Source organism: Leeuwenhoekiella parthenopeia, from assembly GCF_020782115.1.
In the GTDB taxonomy this organism is placed as follows: domain Bacteria; phylum Bacteroidota; class Bacteroidia; order Flavobacteriales; family Flavobacteriaceae; genus Leeuwenhoekiella; species Leeuwenhoekiella parthenopeia.
Map to the genome: position 1 here is coordinate 247294 of NZ_JAJGMW010000003.1, position 15063 is coordinate 262356.

A 15063-nucleotide genomic window follows, 5' to 3' on the forward strand; every position below is an offset into this window, starting at 1 on the left:
ATCTATCCTCTTCTTTTAAAATAACCTAGTAATTTTTTTACATAACTTTCATCGGTACGCACATCGATGACGCCTGCCCCGCTGCGGGTAAAGCTTTCTTTAAAATAGCCTACACGGTCGCGGTAATATTTGGCGTAGTTGTCGCGCACTTTTCGCGAAGTGGTATTGACTAAAAGCAATTCGCCGGTTTCTTCATCTTCCATCTGTACCACGCCCAGACTGGGGATTTCTTCTTCCCTGCGGTCGTAAATGCGAATACCGGTAATGTCGTGACGTTTGGCGGCAATTTTCATCGTATCGTTATAATCGTCTGCGATAAAGTCTGAAAGCACAAAAACAATGGCTTTCTTTTTCATCACGCTCGATAAAAATTTAAGCGCCTGAGCCACATCGGTACGTTTACTTTTAGGTTTAAACTCGAGCAGTTCGCGTATAATGCGCAATACGTGCGACTTTCCTTTTTTAGGCGGAATGTAGAGCTCAATGCCGTCTGAAAATAAAATCAAACCGATTTTATCGTTGTTTTGAAGCGCCGAAAAAGCAAGCGTCGCTGCGATTTCGGTTACAATTTCCGATTTAAACTGCTGGTCTGTACCGAAAAATTCGGAGCCACTCACATCTGCAATAAGCATCATGGTGAGTTCGCGCTCCTCTTCAAAAACCTTTACAAAAGGCTCACTGTATCGGGCGGTGACATTCCAGTCTATATTACGCACATCATCGCCAAACTGATACTGCCGCACTTCACTAAAGGTCATGCCACGCCCCTTAAAGGTAGAATGGTATTCCCCTCCAAAAATATGATCAGACAGTCGCCTGGTCTTAATCTCTATCTTGCGTACTTTTTTTAAAAGTTCTTTAGTATCCATAGGCCCCCTGACCCCCGAAGGGGGAATTATGCGTTACTATTTTTTGATTAGTATTCAAATCAATTCTGTTTTCAGAAATTTTCAAGAATTTTTTAGCCTGATTACCATTCCCCCACTGGGGGTTAGGGGGCTAAGGCACTTCGATCTCGTTTACGATCTTATTGATGATTTCTTCGGTGGTGACGTTTTCGGCCTCTGCCTCGTAGGTGATTCCGATACGGTGGCGCAACACGTCGTGTACGATGGCACGTACATCTTCAGGAATTACATAACCGCGCCCTTTTATAAAGGCATAACATTTTGCTGCCGTAGCCAGATTGATACTACCCCGTGGAGACGAACCAAAGCTGATGAGTGGTTTTAGATCGGCCAATTTGTAGTTTTCAGGATAACGGGTCGCGAAGATGATATCCAAAATGTATTTTTCGATTTTTTCGTCCATATAAACCTCACGCACTGCTTCCTGAGCACGTAAAATCTGCTCTACAGAAACTACGGGATTTACCTTCTCGTAAGATCCTTTTAGATTTTGGCGGATGATGAGTTGTTCTTCGGCGTGTTTTGGATAATCAATAACGGTTTTCAACATAAAACGGTCAACCTGAGCTTCAGGCAGTGGATAGGTACCTTCCTGCTCCACCGGGTTTTGAGTTGCCATTACCAGAAAGGGTGCATCCAGTTTAAAAGTCTCATCGCCAATGGTCACCTGCTTTTCCTGCATGGCCTCAAGCAGGGCACTCTGAACCTTTGCCGGAGCACGGTTGATCTCATCTGCCAGTACAAAGTTGGCAAAGATGGGTCCCTTTTTTATGCTGAAGTCATTCAGCTTCATATTGTAGATGAGTGTACCCACCACGTCTGCCGGAAGCAAATCGGGCGTAAACTGAATACGGCTAAAACTCCCGTGAACAGCTTGTGAAAGCGTGTTGATCGCCAGTGTTTTGGCCAGACCCGGAACCCCTTCGAGTAAAATGTGACCCCGACCCAAAAGGCCTATCAAAAGTCTTTCGACCATATGCTTTTGACCTACGATGACCTTATTCATCTCCATCGTCAGGATTTTCACAAAAGCACTTTCTCTTTCAATCTTTTCATTGATGGCTCCAATATCAACAGATGCGCCGGTATTTTCCATAATTTATATGCTATTAATGTATATTTTACATTCTAAAGGTTAACTTTTCTTCAGAACGATTGCGTTAAGCTATCGTTAAAACCCCAGCCAGTGTTCACATTAGAAACCACTTGGCTGCAGTGCCTCTAATGACTGATTTTAGAGTAAATTGTTGCAAAAAAAAAGCAATCTTCTCAGATTGCTTTTCAAATATACAGTATTTAAGGCTTATTCTTCAACTACAACAACCTCACCAACACTGGTTGTTTGTCCATTTTCAACAACAACGTCTTCCACAATAAAGGTGGTAATAACACCTTCTGTAATCTCGGCTCTTACGGTTAAATCATAAGTTCCCTCAGGAAGACCTACTAATTCAAAGTCTCCGTCAACATTGGTAGAAGTGGTTACTTCAGTGGTTCCTACTAAAGTACTTACAGTTGCAGGAATCACAACATCTCCTGTTGTAAATACACTACCTGAAATCGCTCCTGTTGCCTCAATGGCAGTGGCACGAATAACCGGTTTAAGACTGTAACCACCGTTACCCTGAGTTACGATTGATTTGTCAACATCAAAGTCAAGAACTACTGTGTAAAATACACCAGCCTCAAGAGTTTGATTGAATTGTACTTTTAAACCTGATTGTTGTGCACTTGGCGTAGCAAGCGGATAGGTCTCCCCATCAACAACAACCGTGTTGTCATCACCTAATATAAGTCTGATTTGATTGATCGCTCCTGCAGGGATATCTTCATCAGCAAGCAATGCATAAGTACCTCCGGTTAGCTCAAGAAGGTCATAAATTTCCGGATCTACTAATAGCTCGTACTCATCGCTTTCAAAATCATCGTCGTCTGTAGCATCATCCAGATCGTCAAGATCTTCATTGTACTTTACAACCACAGCTTCAACATCTATAAAAACGTGGTCGTAATCACCCGGACCGTCTACCAGTCGCACAGACATACCTGCAGTACCGCGGTCTGAAGAGTTAGAATCATCGCTACATGAAGTGAACGCTATAAATGCTACAAAGAGCATACTTAATTTAAATATTGTTTTCATTGTTTAATTATTAAGATTAGATTTCCCAAAGATGATGTCCTTCGGGCTCATTATCAAATCCTTTAACGGCAATTAACGAAGTTTAGTATTGCTTTAAGGAATGTAGCGTAGATAAAACCTTATTTTCATACGACCAAAAAAATTAAATTATGAAAGGAAAAACAGCGTTCATAACCGGCGCCACCAGCGGGATTGGCAAGGCAACGGCCACGCATTTTGCAGCAAACGGCATCAACCTCATTCTTTGCGGAAGAAGGCAGGATCGTCTTGATGCGCTTCAGGCAGCTTTGAGTAAACATGTACAGGTACACACCTTAAATTTTGATGTACGCGACAAGAAAGAAGTGCAGCAAGCCATAGCCGGCTTACCCGAAGATTTTCAGCAGATAGACATTCTCATCAATAACGCGGGTAATGCTCACGGCCTTGATCCCATTCAGGATGGAAGTACAGACGATTGGGATGCCATGCTCGACATCAACGTAAAAGGTTTGCTTTATGTAAGCGATGCCATAATCCCCAAAATGATCAGGGCAAACAGCGGTCATATCATCAACATTGGTTCTACCGCCGGAAAAGAGGTTTATCCCAAAGGCAACGTGTATTGCGCGAGTAAGCATGCCGTAGATGCCATCAACCAGGGTATGCGACTCGACCTGAATGGTTACAACATACGCGTGGGTGCCGTGAACCCCGGGATGGTAGAAACCGAATTTAGCGAGGTACGCTTTAAAGGAGACGCTGATAAAGCAGGCAAGGTCTACCAGGGCTTCAAACCATTGCAGGCCAAAGACGTTGCAGACATCATCCATTTTGTCGTGACCAGACCCTATCATGTAAACATCGCCGATCTTGTGGTTATGAGTGTTGACCAGGCTTCGAGTACGGTAGTCAACAAAGCTTAAAGAATTGCACGTTACAGGTTAAAGAATTATTTTATGGGGAACATTCAACGTTTTGAAGATTTGGAGATCTGGCAAAAAGCAAGAGTATTAAATCAAAATCTCTTCAGGCTTATTTCTGATACCCAGCTACAGAAGGATTTTAAACTGCGTGAACAGATAAATGGTGTGCAGGCTCAATAATGGATAATATTGCTGAAGGCTTTGAAAGGGACGGAAATAAAGAATTTGCGCAATTTCTGAGTATTGCCAAGGGTTCCTGTGGTGAAGTGCGTTCTCAACTATATCGATGCTATGACCGGGAGTACATTGATCAGGATCAATTTAATGAATTGAAAAACCAGTGCACAAACCTGAGCAGGCAGATAAATGCTTTAATGAAATATATAAAATCTTCGGATAGACGAGGTTCCAAATACGACTAAACCTGTAACTTGTATCAAGCAACCTGCAACGTTAAAAATGATCAACAAACGCCTTCTTATTAAAAACCTGCTCGCGCATAACGACGAGAACAGTTTTTATGACAAGAAGCGCAAAGTGGATATTGGCAACAAAGAAGGCAAGGCCAAATTTTTAAAGCACATTTGTGCACTCTCAAACTCCAATCCTAAAAACAACAGCTATATCGTCATTGGGGTTGAGGACGAAAGCAATGAGATTGTTGGTGTTCCGTTTTTTGATGACAGCAAGATTCAGAATTTGATTAACGCGTATCTCGATAATCCGCCCATTGTTTCTTACGAAAACATTCCGTTTCCACACCTTCCGGCAGATCTGGTTGTGGGTTTGGTGACCATAAGACCCTTAAACAAGCTTACCGCGCTCAAAAAGAATATCTGGAAATATTGGGGAGGAACAGTTTTCTACCGGGACGGAAGCATTTCTATGCCGAAGTCTTTCAAAAGCGAAATTTTAGACGTTAACAGCGAAATCGTCGCTACTATTGAAAAACATTCGCACAACAGCATTGAGCATACCCTTGATGGGGTTATAGACTTTATAAACGTGCGGCACGCCGATCTGCACACCCAATACAAGGTTTTTAAAGAACAGTTTGTTGTCTGCTGGGCCGGGAATAAAAAGGAAGTCAAGGGGGAGACCTACTTCAGCCGGGTTGATATTGAACTCATCAATGAGCAGGTGCGTATTTTTTATTCGGCGCTTGACGAGGTTTCCATTACAATGACAAACGATTCATTTACCATATTAGAATACGTGTTGCTGGGGCTTCAGGGAAATTACAAATACTATCCGCTGGAAGAACTCACGTTGTACTTCAACGAAAACGGTTCGTATTACATAGACAGCGATCTGGTTTTTGAACCCCCGAAATACGACAAAAAATTGTTGCACCACATCTACAATAACAACAATACCATACTCAATAAGGTTTTGGCTGGCATTGAACTAAATAAAGGCGAAACTGCAGATTTGTATAACCTGCCCGCGACCTATTTGCTGTGTTATCTGAATGGTTTTGAACCGGCTCTCGAAAAACTGGAAAGCATGCGGCCTTTTCTGCGTAAGTTTGACAGTAAATTATATCAATCCTATAAAGAAAACATACGCATTTTGCGTAAAGTAAAATACAATTAATGGCACGTACACTGGCTATTGGCGACATCCACGGCGGACTCAAAGGCTTAAAACAGATTTTAGAACGGGCAGCAGTACAACCCGATGATTTGCTCGTCTTTTTAGGCGACTATGTTGACGGGTGGAGCGATAGCGCACAGACCATAGATTTTTTGATCGACCTCAAAACCAGGCAAAACTGCATTTTTATCAGAGGGAATCACGACGAGCTCGTCTCAGATTGGCTTAAAACCCATAAAACCAATGAAACCTGGCTCAATCATGGCGGGATTAGCAGTATAAGATCCTATCAATCTTATTCTGAAGCCCAACGTAAGGAACATCTGGAGTTTTACGAAGCTCTTGAGAATTATCACATAGATGCAGCCAATCGTATGTATGTGCATGCCGGTTTTCAAAACCACAACGGCCCCGAGTATGAACATCACAGCACCGCTTTTTACTGGGATCGCACTTTTTGGGAAATGGCGGTAGGTCTTGATAAAAGCTTAAAGCCAGATGATCTGGAGTATCCCAAACGCCTTACGCATCACAAAGAGATTTTCATAGGTCACACTCCCGTTACGCGAATCAACCGAGACGAACCCACGCAGATGGCTAACGTGTGGAATGTGGATACCGGCGCGGCTTTCTACGGAAAACTTTCCATACTGGATGTGGATACTAAAGAATTCTGGCAAAGTGATCCGCTTTACAAATTGTATCCCGATGAGGATGGCCGAAACGCATAAAAAAACCGAAGCTTTAAACTTCGGCTTTAATAATTAGGTTATTAGATCATCACCTTATGCTTGTTTTGCCACTCGCGCAATTCCTCCCATTTTCCTTCATAGGCTAAACGTGCCTGATCTGGCCAGGAAGCGGGTTGATGCGTATCGGTGGCGCGACCACTGCTCGTGAGGATTTCCCGGCATCTTTCGGCCGAAGTAGTTGAAAGTTCCTTCCAGGTATTTATTCCGTTTTGCTTCAATAAAGACGCAATTTCAATAGTGATTCCTTCAACAATAGTTAAGTCATCCTGAATAACATCTTTACCATAAGCTCTTCGCGCTTCTTCAGACCTGAAGGAATTTACGGTTTCGGTAGTTCCGCTGGCGATATTTTGAACCGCATTCAGCTTAGATTTTGAACTAGCCAATTCAGACTCTACATTGCTCAAACGGGTTTGTAGATTTGATATGGTATTCTCCAGTTCTTTACGCTTCTCAAGAGAAGTATTGAGTTCGCGATTTTTAGCCTCGTATTTATTTTCCCAGGCTTCAAGTTCCTTCTTTGAATCAGGTGATTTTTTGGTAGCATATCCCATAAGATACCCAATCACGATCCCTAAAATTCCGGCTAATACCGGGCCTGCAATCATCCAATTTATTTCCATAATTATAATGTTTGTTTAGTTAATTGATGTAAAGCTAACAGGATGATCTCTTAAAATTTCAGTACGTCGGGTTAAACAAAACCCAAATCAAGTCATTGATAATCAGTTAATTTTAAGATAAATAAAAATTGTTTTGTGGGCTTAGAGGATTCGTATTTCAAGCGGTACAATGGCTTAATGGCTATTTTCAAATTTTCAAAATGAAAGACCTTGTTCTTAAAGCCAAATTCCCTTTTATTAAAAAATTGTGTGTGGTTTGAAACAAATCAGATTAAATTACTACCTATTATTAAACACATTTATGATGAAAAAATTACTGGTAATTGTTCTCCTGCTTTTTACAGGTGTAAGCACGTTAAACGCTCAGGCACAACCTGACGCCTATACCGAAACGCTACGTGAAATGATGAAAGTTTCAGGGTCTTTAGAATCCTTTCACGCGGCTATAGACCAGATCTTTACTATGTATAAACAAGAAAAGACAGCTGTACCAGATAAATTTTGGGATACGATGAAAGCCGAATTTGATAGCACCTCTATTAATGACCTCACGGAGATGCTTACTCCGGTATATAAAAAAAGGATGAGTATAGAAGATTTAAGGGCTATTATCGCATTCTACAACACTCCCGTTGGTAAAAAATTTGCCAAAGAAACACCCGGAATTATGCAGGAATCTATGCAGATAGGTCGGGAATGGGGTATGCGCATAGGCAAGGAAATGGTTTCAAAATTACAAGAAAACGGATACTAACAAACAAGCTTTAAAATCAACATCTATGGGACTTTTTGACAAAATCAAAGAAAAACTCAGCCACGAATTTATAGACATCATCGAGTGGCTCGATTATACGGAAGACACCATTGCCCACCGGTTTGAACGGTATCAAAACGAAATTAAAAACAACGCAAAACTCATCGTACGTGAGGGTCAGACTGCTGTTTTTATAAATGAAGGGCAGCTTGCAGATGTGTTTGGGCCCGGTACCTATACGCTTAACACGCAAAACCTTCCGATTTTAACGACGCTTAAAGGCTGGAAATACGGTTTTGACAGTCCGTTTAAGGCCGAAGTGTATTTTGTAAACACCCATTTGTTTACCGATGAAAAGTGGGGAACTAAAAATCCCATTACGCTGAGCGATGACCGCTTTGGTTTAGTAGAAATACGCGCGTTTGGTACTTATGCCTTCCGCATTAGCGATGCCGGAAAATTCATTAAAGATATCGTGGGCACCGATGCCAACTTCACTAATTTCGAAATCAACGAGCATCTAAAAAGCCTCATTGCCACACGCTTTACCGATACCGTGGGCGAAGCCAAATTGCCTATTGAATTGTATGCGGCAAACACAACCGAGCTTTCAGAGACCTGTAAAGAGGTTATGCAGCCCGAGTTTAGCAGCGTGGGGATTTCGCTCGAAAAATTCTTTATCGAAAATGTCTCGATGCCCGAAGATCTCAAAAAGGAAATCTTTGAGTACAGTCGTATTGACAAACTGGATATGGATAAGCTTACCAAGTTTAAAACCGCAAAAGCTATCGAGGCAGCGGCAAACAATGAAGGAGGCACGGCCGGCGCCGGAATGGGAATGGGAATGGGCTTTGCCCTCGCCCAGCAAATGGGTACAGCAATGGCAAACCCTCAGGCGCATCAACCCGCACCTCAGGCCGCAACGCCACCACCTATGCCTGCAGCTACGCAGTATTACTACGCCATCAACAACCAGCAGCAGGGGCCCGTAAGCTTTGAGCAATTACAGTCTTTATTTGCGTCACGTACCATAAATCGCGATTCGCTGATCTGGAAACAGGGTATGAGCGAATGGAAAGCCCTGCAGGAGCTAGACGAATTGAAACCCTTTTTAGGTGGAAACACACCACCTCCATTACCGGCTCAATAATTTGACAACAACCACACGGTGAGCGATCCTGTAATTCAAAAATCGGAACTTAAAAAAGCCTGTAAAAACTGTGGTGCCGAGCTTACCTACAAGCCCGGCACCACCCAGGTCACTTGTGACTATTGTGGTCATAAAGAAGAACTGAACCTGAGTCTGGATACCGTTAAAGAATTACCCTTGCGCGAGTATCTGCGCGAAATGGGATCTCAGGCCAATTCGGTAGAAATAAGCCTGCTGCATTGCAAAAACTGTGGTGCAAACCAGCATGTAGAAGAAAATTACAAATCCCTGCATTGCGTGTATTGCGGCACTCCGCTTATTCGCGAAGACGCGGTGACCGAGCAATGGATTCTTCCGGGAGGGGTATTGCCTTTCCAGCTCACGCAACAGGAAGCACTCCTGCGCTTTAAAAAATGGGTAAAAGGCCTGTGGTGGGCGCCTAATGATTTGCAAAAAGCCAGCCTCGATCCGCAGTTTACAAAAGGTTTGTATTTGCCCTACTGGACCTTTGACGCACAGCTTTACGGCCGGTACACCGGTTCAAGAGGCGATTATTATTATGAAACTGAAAGTTACCGTGATTCTAAAGGCCGAAACCAAACCCGTCGGGTACGTAAGACCCGCTGGTCACCGGTCTCCGGAAACATACAGGGTTTTGTAGACGACACCCTGATTAATGCCTCAAAACAACACACCGGAAAAGTGCCTCGTGGCGTTAGCCGTTGGGACTTAAAAAAACTGCAGCCTTTTGAGAGCGGTTTCCTGGCCGGTTTTGTTACCGAAAAATACACCATCCCCTTAAATCAGGGGCATCTGGAAGCTCAGGACGAAATGCGAAATATAGCCACGGTCTGGGCAAGACGCGATATTGGCGGCGATGAGCAGCGCGTTAATCAGCTCAATATTCAGCTTGAGGAGGAAACCTTTAAACACATTCTGCTTCCGGTGTACATAAGCGCCTATCGTTATAAAAACAAGGAATACAGCTTTTTTGTAAATGGCGAAAACGGAAGCGTTTCAGGTAAACGCCCGTATTCGTTTTGGAAAATCTTTTTTGCAGTGCTTGCGGGTCTGCTGTTTTTTGGACTGATCTATCTCTTTAGCAAATAATAAAAGCCGCATAATCTGCGGCTTTTAGTTGTATATGTAGCACCTCAATTGCAATTACAAATCAAACTTAATCCCCTGCGCAAGCGGAAGCTCAGTCGTATAATTAATCGTATTGGTTTGTCGGCGCATATACACCTTCCAGGCATCGCTGCCGCTTTCACGGCCACCTCCGGTTTCTTTTTCACCACCAAAAGCACCGCCAATTTCGGCTCCGCTGGTACCAATGTTTACATTTGCAATCCCGCAATCACTACCGGCCACACTTAAAAAACGCTCCGCTTCACGAAGATTGTTAGTCATAATAGCTGAAGACAGTCCCTGGCGCACGCCGTTTTGCAGTGCGATGGCATTATCCACATCCCCGCTATATTTCATCAGGTATAAAACAGGTGCGAAAGTCTCGTGCTGCACAATCTCAAAATGGTTTTCTGCTTCGGCGATAGCAGGCTTTACATAGCAACCGCTCTCGTAACCTTCGCCTTCAAGTACTCCACCTTCCACGATTAGTTTTCCGCCTTCTTCAACAACTTTTTCTAAGGCTTTTTGGTAATTCTTAACCGCATCGGTATCAATTAAAGGTCCTACGTGGTTTTTTTCGTCCAGCGGATTCCCAATACGCAACTGACCATAGGCATCCACAAGTGCATTTTTTACTTTATCGTAAATGCTTTCGTGAATGATTAACCTGCGGGTAGAGGTACAGCGCTGTCCGGCAGTTCCTACCGCTCCAAATACCGCCCCGATTACCGTCATCTTTAAATCAGAGTCGGGAGTGACGATGATCGCATTGTTTCCGCCCAACTCCAACAAGGATTTACCCAGACGGGCACCCACGGTTTGCGCGACCTGTTTTCCCATTCGGGTAGAACCTGTTGCGGAGATCAAAGGTACGCGCTCGTCCTGAGTCATCAGTTCGCCCACTTTATAATCCCCATTTATTAAGCACGATATACCCTCAGGCAGCTTGTTTTTAGCGAAAACACGAGCGGCTATTTTTTGACAGGCGATTCCGGTAAGCGGGGTTTTTTCGGAAGGTTTCCAAATACACACATCGCCACAAACCCAGGCCAAAGCCGTATTCCAGGACCACACGGCCACCGGAAAGTTAAATGCCGAAATAATACCTACAATCCCCAGCGGATGGTATTGCTCGTACATACGATGCCCGGGGCGCTCGCTGTGCATCGTCAAACCATGAAGCTGACGCGAAAGCCCTACCGCAAAGTCGCAGATATCAATCATCTCCTGCACTTCGCCCAGACCTTCCTGATAGCTCTTTCCCATCTCATAGGAAACGAGTTTCCCTAAAGGTTCTTTAAGGCGACGCAACTCCTCATTAAACTGGCGCACCACTTCACCACGCTGGGGAGCCGGCATCAGCCGCCAAACTTTAAAAGCTTCCTGAGCAGTTTGCACCACCTGCTCGTATTCTTGCGGTGTTGTCTGGGTCACACTGGCAATGTGCGAACCATCAACGGGAGAAACCGAGTCTAAAAGCGAACCGCCATTCATAGATTTTGAACCGGTAGAAGTACCCGGGTTTTGAGCTTCAATTCCTAAAGCTTTTAATGCTTCAGAGATTGCTGTATATGCTTGAGTTTCGGCCATTATTTTATGATTTTCGTATAAATTAAGATTCAATTCTACGAAGTTAATAAATCAAAAAAGCTAATTAAAGGATTTACTAACAGATTCGTAAATGAAAAATGCACCTCTACAAGGTGCATTGATTGTTCGTTAAAATGTACTTTAGTCCTGAACAAAGCGCGGGTCTGCTTCCATCACCGTACCGCAGTTGTTGCAGGTGCGCAGTTCTTTGCTTCCGTAGAATTCTTTAAAGTGCTTTAAAAAATCTTTTTCGATATCATTTAGCGGAAAATAAACCTCATACAGTTTATTGTTGCAATTGTCGCAAAACCACAGCAAACCATCTTTACCGTCAAGGTCAGCGCGTTTGCGCTCTACCACCAGACCTATAGAACCCGGCTTACGCACGGGAGAGTGCGGCACTTTTGCCGGATGCAGATACATATCGCCCGGGCCCAGCTTCATCGTACGCTTCTCACCATCTTCCTGTATATGAACTTCAATCTCACCTTCAAGCTGGTAAAACAATTCTTCGGTCTCATTATAATGGTAGTCTTTACGGGCGTTGGGGCCTGCAACAGCCATCACGATATAATCATCGGCGTCTTTGTACAGGTTTTTATTTCCTACCGGCGGCTTGAGTAATTCGCGGTTTTCTTCTACCCACCGGGTTAGATTAAAGGGTTTTGCAATTGGCATAATCGAATTCTTTTAAGTTTAAAAATACGATTTTCCGGCAGATGCTTTCGCAGTAAAAGCGGGAAGTAAAAAGAAAATCCCTTCACACATGAGCTGCGAAGGGATTTCTTTTGGCAAGTCCGTTGCCGGACTTTAAACGAGACAGCAGGTCCCCACCTGCTGCATCTAACATAACAAAACCAACTTAAAGTCCTGAATTTTGTAAATGTTGTGAATGTTGTAATTGATTTTGTACTTCGGGGTTACGGGGTTTTAAAAATGATTTGGGGTTTGTTGTAATTGACTTGTTTAATTATGATCTGGGGTGATCGTGATTTGGGGTTTATTTGGTGATGAAAATCTGCGTAAAAAAGGCAGTTCCTTTATCATTTTTTACTACTGATATTCCACTGTGTGTGAAATTTCCTTCAAGTGCTTCGCGATGACTGTCGCTCTTAATCCAGGCTGCAACAACCTCCTGAGCCGTGCGGTAACCAAAAGCTACATTCTCACTTACACGACCGGCACCACGTGATTTAAGATAGTCTGAACGCTTAAAAAAGTTATCGTGGCTTATCTGACCTTTGGTAGCCATATACTTAGAATGATCTGAAGCCTGAACTTTAGAATCAGTATTGGCCTGAAGTGCAGTTAAACCAAGGCTTTGACGGTGTGCGTTAACTTCTGCAAGAACTTCCTGAGCGAAAGCTTCTTCAACAGTAAGGTTTGCAGCAACTTCTAAAGTTGCTTCTTCGGTTGGCATCAACTCTTCGTCTTGTGAACAGCTGGAAAAGAATACAGTAAATGCAAGAGCCAAAAGGCTTGTAGTAAAAGTTCTCATGATTTGGGGTTTATGAGTTATGTTGATACAAACATAAGTAGGATTTTTTGTTCCTACAACCTTTCATCTGTCATTTTGTGTATTTCATCGATTATCGTGTAAAATTTAACAGAATTTCCCAAATTTTAACACTTTTCAGCTGTTTAAAATGCACTTTGTCGTTAGTTGACTATGTAGCGCTAAATCGTTTAATTGAATAATTGTGCATTTTGTCGATCATAATATACTATAAATAGTCGTTTATCGGTATTTTTTGCAGTATGTAAGAAATAATAAATCGCCTAATGCAGCTTAGGCACTGGTTTTAAGAGAGATGACTATTTAAAAGCCCGGATTGACCATTAGAAATTCGTTTTCAGACTGAAACATTGTATTTTTAAGCATAAATCTGTCTTAACCCATGAAAACCTTATCTGTCTTACTCCTGAGTCTTCTAGTAATTGCATGCAATACCAAACCTAAAGAGGAAACAACTCCCGAAATTCCCAAACAACAGGAATTTGCCATCATCATACATGGCGGTGCGGGAACAATCCTGAAAAAGAATATGACCGACTCCCTGGAGCGGGCTTACAAAGCAGCACTTACCGAAGCCATACAAACCGGATATAAAATTCTTCAGGATGGAGGCAGTAGTCTTGAGGCCGTGCAACGTACTATCAATGTGATGGAAAACTCGCCCTTGTTCAATTCGGCTAAAGGCGCTGTGTTTACGCACGAAGGTAAAAACGAACTCGACGCTTCCATAATGGATGGCGCCACGCTTAACGCGGGTGCGATTGCCGGCGTCACTACCGTAAAAAACCCCATCAATTTGGCCTATGAGGTGATGGTCAATTCAGATCACGTTTTGTTAAGCGGGCAGGGAGCAGAGACCTTTGCAAAAGAACAAGGGGTTGAACTCGTAGATCCTTCGTATTTTTTCACCCAAAACCGCTACGACGCACTACAGCGCATTCTGGAGCGTGAGAAACAAGATTCGGTAAGTGCTTCTTCTGCTTTTATTGATCCGTTTATTAAAGACGAAAAGTTTGGAACCGTAGGTTGTGTGGCTCTGGACAAAAATGGAAATCTGGCCGCCGGAACTTCTACAGGCGGAATGACCAATAAAAAATATAACCGCATTGGTGATTCGCCAATAATTGGTTCGGGAACATACGCCAACAATGCGACTTGTGGGGTTTCCTCAACCGGCTGGGGCGAGTACTTCATCCGCGGGCAGGTCGCTTACGACATCAGCGCGCAGATGGAATATGCCGGCAAAAGCCTTACCGAGGCTACCCATAATGTAATTCAGGAAAAACTCACCAAAATGGGCGGTACCGGAGGTATCGTCGCGCTTGATCACTACGGCAATCCGTCGATGGAATTTAATACCGAAGGTATGTACCGTGCGTATATGAACGATCAGGGCGAACTCATTCTTGGGATTTATGGGGAGAATGAAGACTGAAGAAATTAACTACGTTGAGCTCACTGCGTTGCTCATAGCTATAATTCTTTTAATAATATCAATTACTCTTATAATCGTAACCGGCAACCAACTAACGCTTGATTATTATATAGGGTTTTTCTTGTTCAGCGGTTCACTATTCTTATACTTCAGAAACAAAAAATACTACGTTATTTTATTTACATTAACCCTTACAGGGGGCATCCTAAACCTCTATGACCCCTTTCTTATAAAGTTAACTTTCGGTCTGGTATTTTTAAGTTTGAACATCACATTCATGGCGCTTACCATCGCCTTTTTAGCAACCAATAAAGACTTACTTAATACCGTTTTTCCTCAAAAATCTTCTTTGGAAGAAGAAATTCAGATCGAGAAAAAGAGAGAACAACAAAAAATTCAAAAATTTATCACGCAGTATCAAACTAAATCCCCTATTGACTTAGAACGTATTCTGGAAAAAGACAGCGGTTATGTCGAAGAAGCTAAAATTGCTGCCAGACGTGTTTTAGAAACCAAAAGTGACCATACTATTTAAAAGCAGATCATTCCGCTTCACCTATTCA

15 protein-coding genes and 1 pseudogene are annotated in these 15063 nt (G+C 43.0%); 9 read left to right on the forward strand and 7 right to left on the reverse strand.

Annotated elements, in window-relative coordinates; all coding sequences use genetic code 11:
- Positions 1 to 2 precede the first annotated feature (2 nt).
- The 3 genes from LLW17_RS03845 to LLW17_RS03855 form a co-directional block, all read right to left on the reverse strand.
- Complete coding sequence (locus tag LLW17_RS03845) at positions 3 to 869, reverse strand: DUF58 domain-containing protein (protein WP_099645494.1); 867 nt, start codon at positions 867 to 869, stop codon at positions 3 to 5.
- 130 nt (positions 870 to 999) lie between these two features.
- On the reverse strand, positions 1000 to 2004 hold the full coding sequence (locus tag LLW17_RS03850; RefSeq protein WP_228228942.1) for an AAA family ATPase: 1005 nt from the start codon (positions 2002 to 2004) through the stop codon (positions 1000 to 1002).
- Positions 2005 to 2211: 207 nt separating this feature from the next.
- Complete coding sequence (locus LLW17_RS03855; RefSeq protein ID WP_228228943.1) at positions 2212 to 3051, reverse strand: DUF4382 domain-containing protein; 840 nt, start codon at positions 3049 to 3051, stop codon at positions 2212 to 2214.
- A gap of 149 nt (positions 3052 to 3200) precedes the next feature.
- Between LLW17_RS03855 and LLW17_RS03860 the strand changes: the two genes are divergently transcribed.
- The 4 genes and pseudogenes from LLW17_RS03860 to LLW17_RS03875 all read left to right on the forward strand — a co-directional run bounded on the left by LLW17_RS03860 (position 3201) and on the right by LLW17_RS03875 (position 6283).
- On the forward strand, positions 3201 to 3956 hold the full coding sequence (locus LLW17_RS03860) for an SDR family NAD(P)-dependent oxidoreductase (protein WP_228228944.1): 756 nt from the start codon (positions 3201 to 3203) through the stop codon (positions 3954 to 3956).
- A 33-nt stretch (positions 3957 to 3989) separates the two neighbouring features.
- Positions 3990 to 4378 (forward strand): annotated as a pseudogene (locus tag LLW17_RS19060) (four helix bundle protein).
- 37 nt (positions 4379 to 4415) lie between these two features.
- Positions 4416 to 5552 carry an ATP-binding protein gene (locus LLW17_RS03870; RefSeq protein WP_228228945.1) on the forward strand — a complete coding sequence of 379 codons (1137 nt, stop codon included), beginning with the start codon at positions 4416 to 4418 and terminating at the stop codon, positions 5550 to 5552.
- On the forward strand, positions 5552 to 6283 hold the full coding sequence (locus tag LLW17_RS03875) for a metallophosphoesterase family protein (RefSeq protein WP_228228946.1): 732 nt from the start codon (positions 5552 to 5554) through the stop codon (positions 6281 to 6283). The genes LLW17_RS03870 and LLW17_RS03875 overlap by 1 nt, the downstream gene beginning before the upstream one ends.
- Before the next feature lie 41 nt (positions 6284 to 6324).
- Here LLW17_RS03875 and LLW17_RS03880 read toward each other — a convergent pair whose 3' ends face one another.
- Positions 6325 to 6927 (reverse strand): hypothetical protein, encoded by a 603-nt coding sequence (locus LLW17_RS03880; protein ID WP_228228947.1) that lies wholly within the window; start codon positions 6925 to 6927, stop codon positions 6325 to 6327.
- A gap of 301 nt (positions 6928 to 7228) precedes the next feature.
- On the opposite strand from LLW17_RS03880, the gene LLW17_RS03885 reads away from it, so the two are divergent.
- The 3 genes from LLW17_RS03885 to LLW17_RS03895 are packed head-to-tail and all read left to right on the forward strand — an operon-like array spanning position 7229 to position 9941.
- A complete protein-coding gene (locus LLW17_RS03885; protein ID WP_228228948.1) occupies positions 7229 to 7681 on the forward strand; it encodes a DUF2059 domain-containing protein in 453 nt (150 codons plus the stop codon).
- 25 nt (positions 7682 to 7706) lie between these two features.
- Entirely contained in the window at positions 7707 to 8831 is a 1125-nt protein-coding gene (locus LLW17_RS03890; RefSeq protein ID WP_228228949.1) for an SPFH domain-containing protein, read from the forward strand.
- A gap of 18 nt (positions 8832 to 8849) precedes the next feature.
- The gene (locus LLW17_RS03895) at positions 8850 to 9941 is read left to right on the forward strand and encodes a TFIIB-type zinc ribbon-containing protein (RefSeq protein ID WP_228228950.1); all 1092 of its coding nucleotides are present in this window, start codon (positions 8850 to 8852) and stop codon (positions 9939 to 9941) included.
- 54 nt (positions 9942 to 9995) lie between these two features.
- Here LLW17_RS03895 and amaB read toward each other — a convergent pair whose 3' ends face one another.
- From amaB to LLW17_RS03910, 3 genes are all read right to left on the reverse strand, one after another.
- On the reverse strand, positions 9996 to 11549 hold the full coding sequence (amaB, locus tag LLW17_RS03900) for an L-piperidine-6-carboxylate dehydrogenase (protein ID WP_228228951.1): 1554 nt from the start codon (positions 11547 to 11549) through the stop codon (positions 9996 to 9998).
- Between the two features lie 141 nt (positions 11550 to 11690).
- Positions 11691 to 12227 carry a 3-hydroxyanthranilate 3,4-dioxygenase gene (locus LLW17_RS03905; RefSeq protein ID WP_228228952.1) on the reverse strand — a complete coding sequence of 179 codons (537 nt, stop codon included), beginning with the start codon at positions 12225 to 12227 and terminating at the stop codon, positions 11691 to 11693.
- 322 nt (positions 12228 to 12549) lie between these two features.
- Positions 12550 to 13047, reverse strand: a complete 498-nt coding sequence (locus tag LLW17_RS03910) for a CAP domain-containing protein (protein WP_228228953.1) — start codon at positions 13045 to 13047, stop codon at positions 12550 to 12552.
- 400 nt (positions 13048 to 13447) lie between these two features.
- On the opposite strand from LLW17_RS03910, the gene LLW17_RS03915 reads away from it, so the two are divergent.
- Both LLW17_RS03915 and LLW17_RS03920 read left to right on the forward strand, forming a co-directional pair.
- Entirely contained in the window at positions 13448 to 14500 is a 1053-nt protein-coding gene (locus tag LLW17_RS03915; protein WP_228228954.1) for an isoaspartyl peptidase/L-asparaginase family protein, read from the forward strand.
- Positions 14490 to 15035: a hypothetical protein gene (locus LLW17_RS03920; RefSeq protein ID WP_228228955.1), complete on the forward strand. Its 546-nt coding sequence runs from the start codon at positions 14490 to 14492 to the stop codon at positions 15033 to 15035. Before LLW17_RS03915 ends, LLW17_RS03920 begins: the two co-directional genes overlap by 11 nt.
- Positions 15036 to 15063 lie beyond the last annotated feature (28 nt).

Excerpts from the sequence above, each read along its gene's own strand:
- LLW17_RS03875 (WP_228228946.1), top strand. The coding sequence starts at position 5,552 with ATGGCACGTACACTGGCTATTGGCGACATCCACGGCGGACTCAAAGGC.
- LLW17_RS03885 (WP_228228948.1), top strand. The coding sequence starts at position 7,229 with ATGATGAAAAAATTACTGGTAATTGTTCTCCTGCTTTTTACAGGTGTA.
- LLW17_RS03905 (WP_228228952.1), bottom strand. The coding sequence starts at position 12,227 with ATGCCAATTGCAAAACCCTTTAATCTAACCCGGTGGGTAGAAGAAAAC.
- LLW17_RS03880 (WP_228228947.1), bottom strand. The coding sequence starts at position 6,927 with ATGGAAATAAATTGGATGATTGCAGGCCCGGTATTAGCCGGAATTTTA.
- LLW17_RS03915 (WP_228228954.1), top strand. The coding sequence starts at position 13,448 with ATGAAAACCTTATCTGTCTTACTCCTGAGTCTTCTAGTAATTGCATGC.
- LLW17_RS03890 (WP_228228949.1), top strand. The coding sequence starts at position 7,707 with ATGGGACTTTTTGACAAAATCAAAGAAAAACTCAGCCACGAATTTATA.
- LLW17_RS03860 (WP_228228944.1), top strand. The coding sequence starts at position 3,201 with ATGAAAGGAAAAACAGCGTTCATAACCGGCGCCACCAGCGGGATTGGC.
- LLW17_RS03910 (WP_228228953.1), bottom strand. The coding sequence starts at position 13,047 with ATGAGAACTTTTACTACAAGCCTTTTGGCTCTTGCATTTACTGTATTC.
- LLW17_RS03845 (WP_099645494.1), bottom strand. The coding sequence starts at position 869 with ATGGATACTAAAGAACTTTTAAAAAAAGTACGCAAGATAGAGATTAAG.
- LLW17_RS03855 (WP_228228943.1), bottom strand. The coding sequence starts at position 3,051 with ATGAAAACAATATTTAAATTAAGTATGCTCTTTGTAGCATTTATAGCG.
- amaB (WP_228228951.1), bottom strand. The coding sequence starts at position 11,549 with ATGGCCGAAACTCAAGCATATACAGCAATCTCTGAAGCATTAAAAGCT.
- LLW17_RS03920 (WP_228228955.1), top strand. The coding sequence starts at position 14,490 with ATGAAGACTGAAGAAATTAACTACGTTGAGCTCACTGCGTTGCTCATA.
- LLW17_RS03870 (WP_228228945.1), top strand. The coding sequence starts at position 4,416 with ATGATCAACAAACGCCTTCTTATTAAAAACCTGCTCGCGCATAACGAC.
- LLW17_RS03850 (WP_228228942.1), bottom strand. The coding sequence starts at position 2,004 with ATGGAAAATACCGGCGCATCTGTTGATATTGGAGCCATCAATGAAAAG.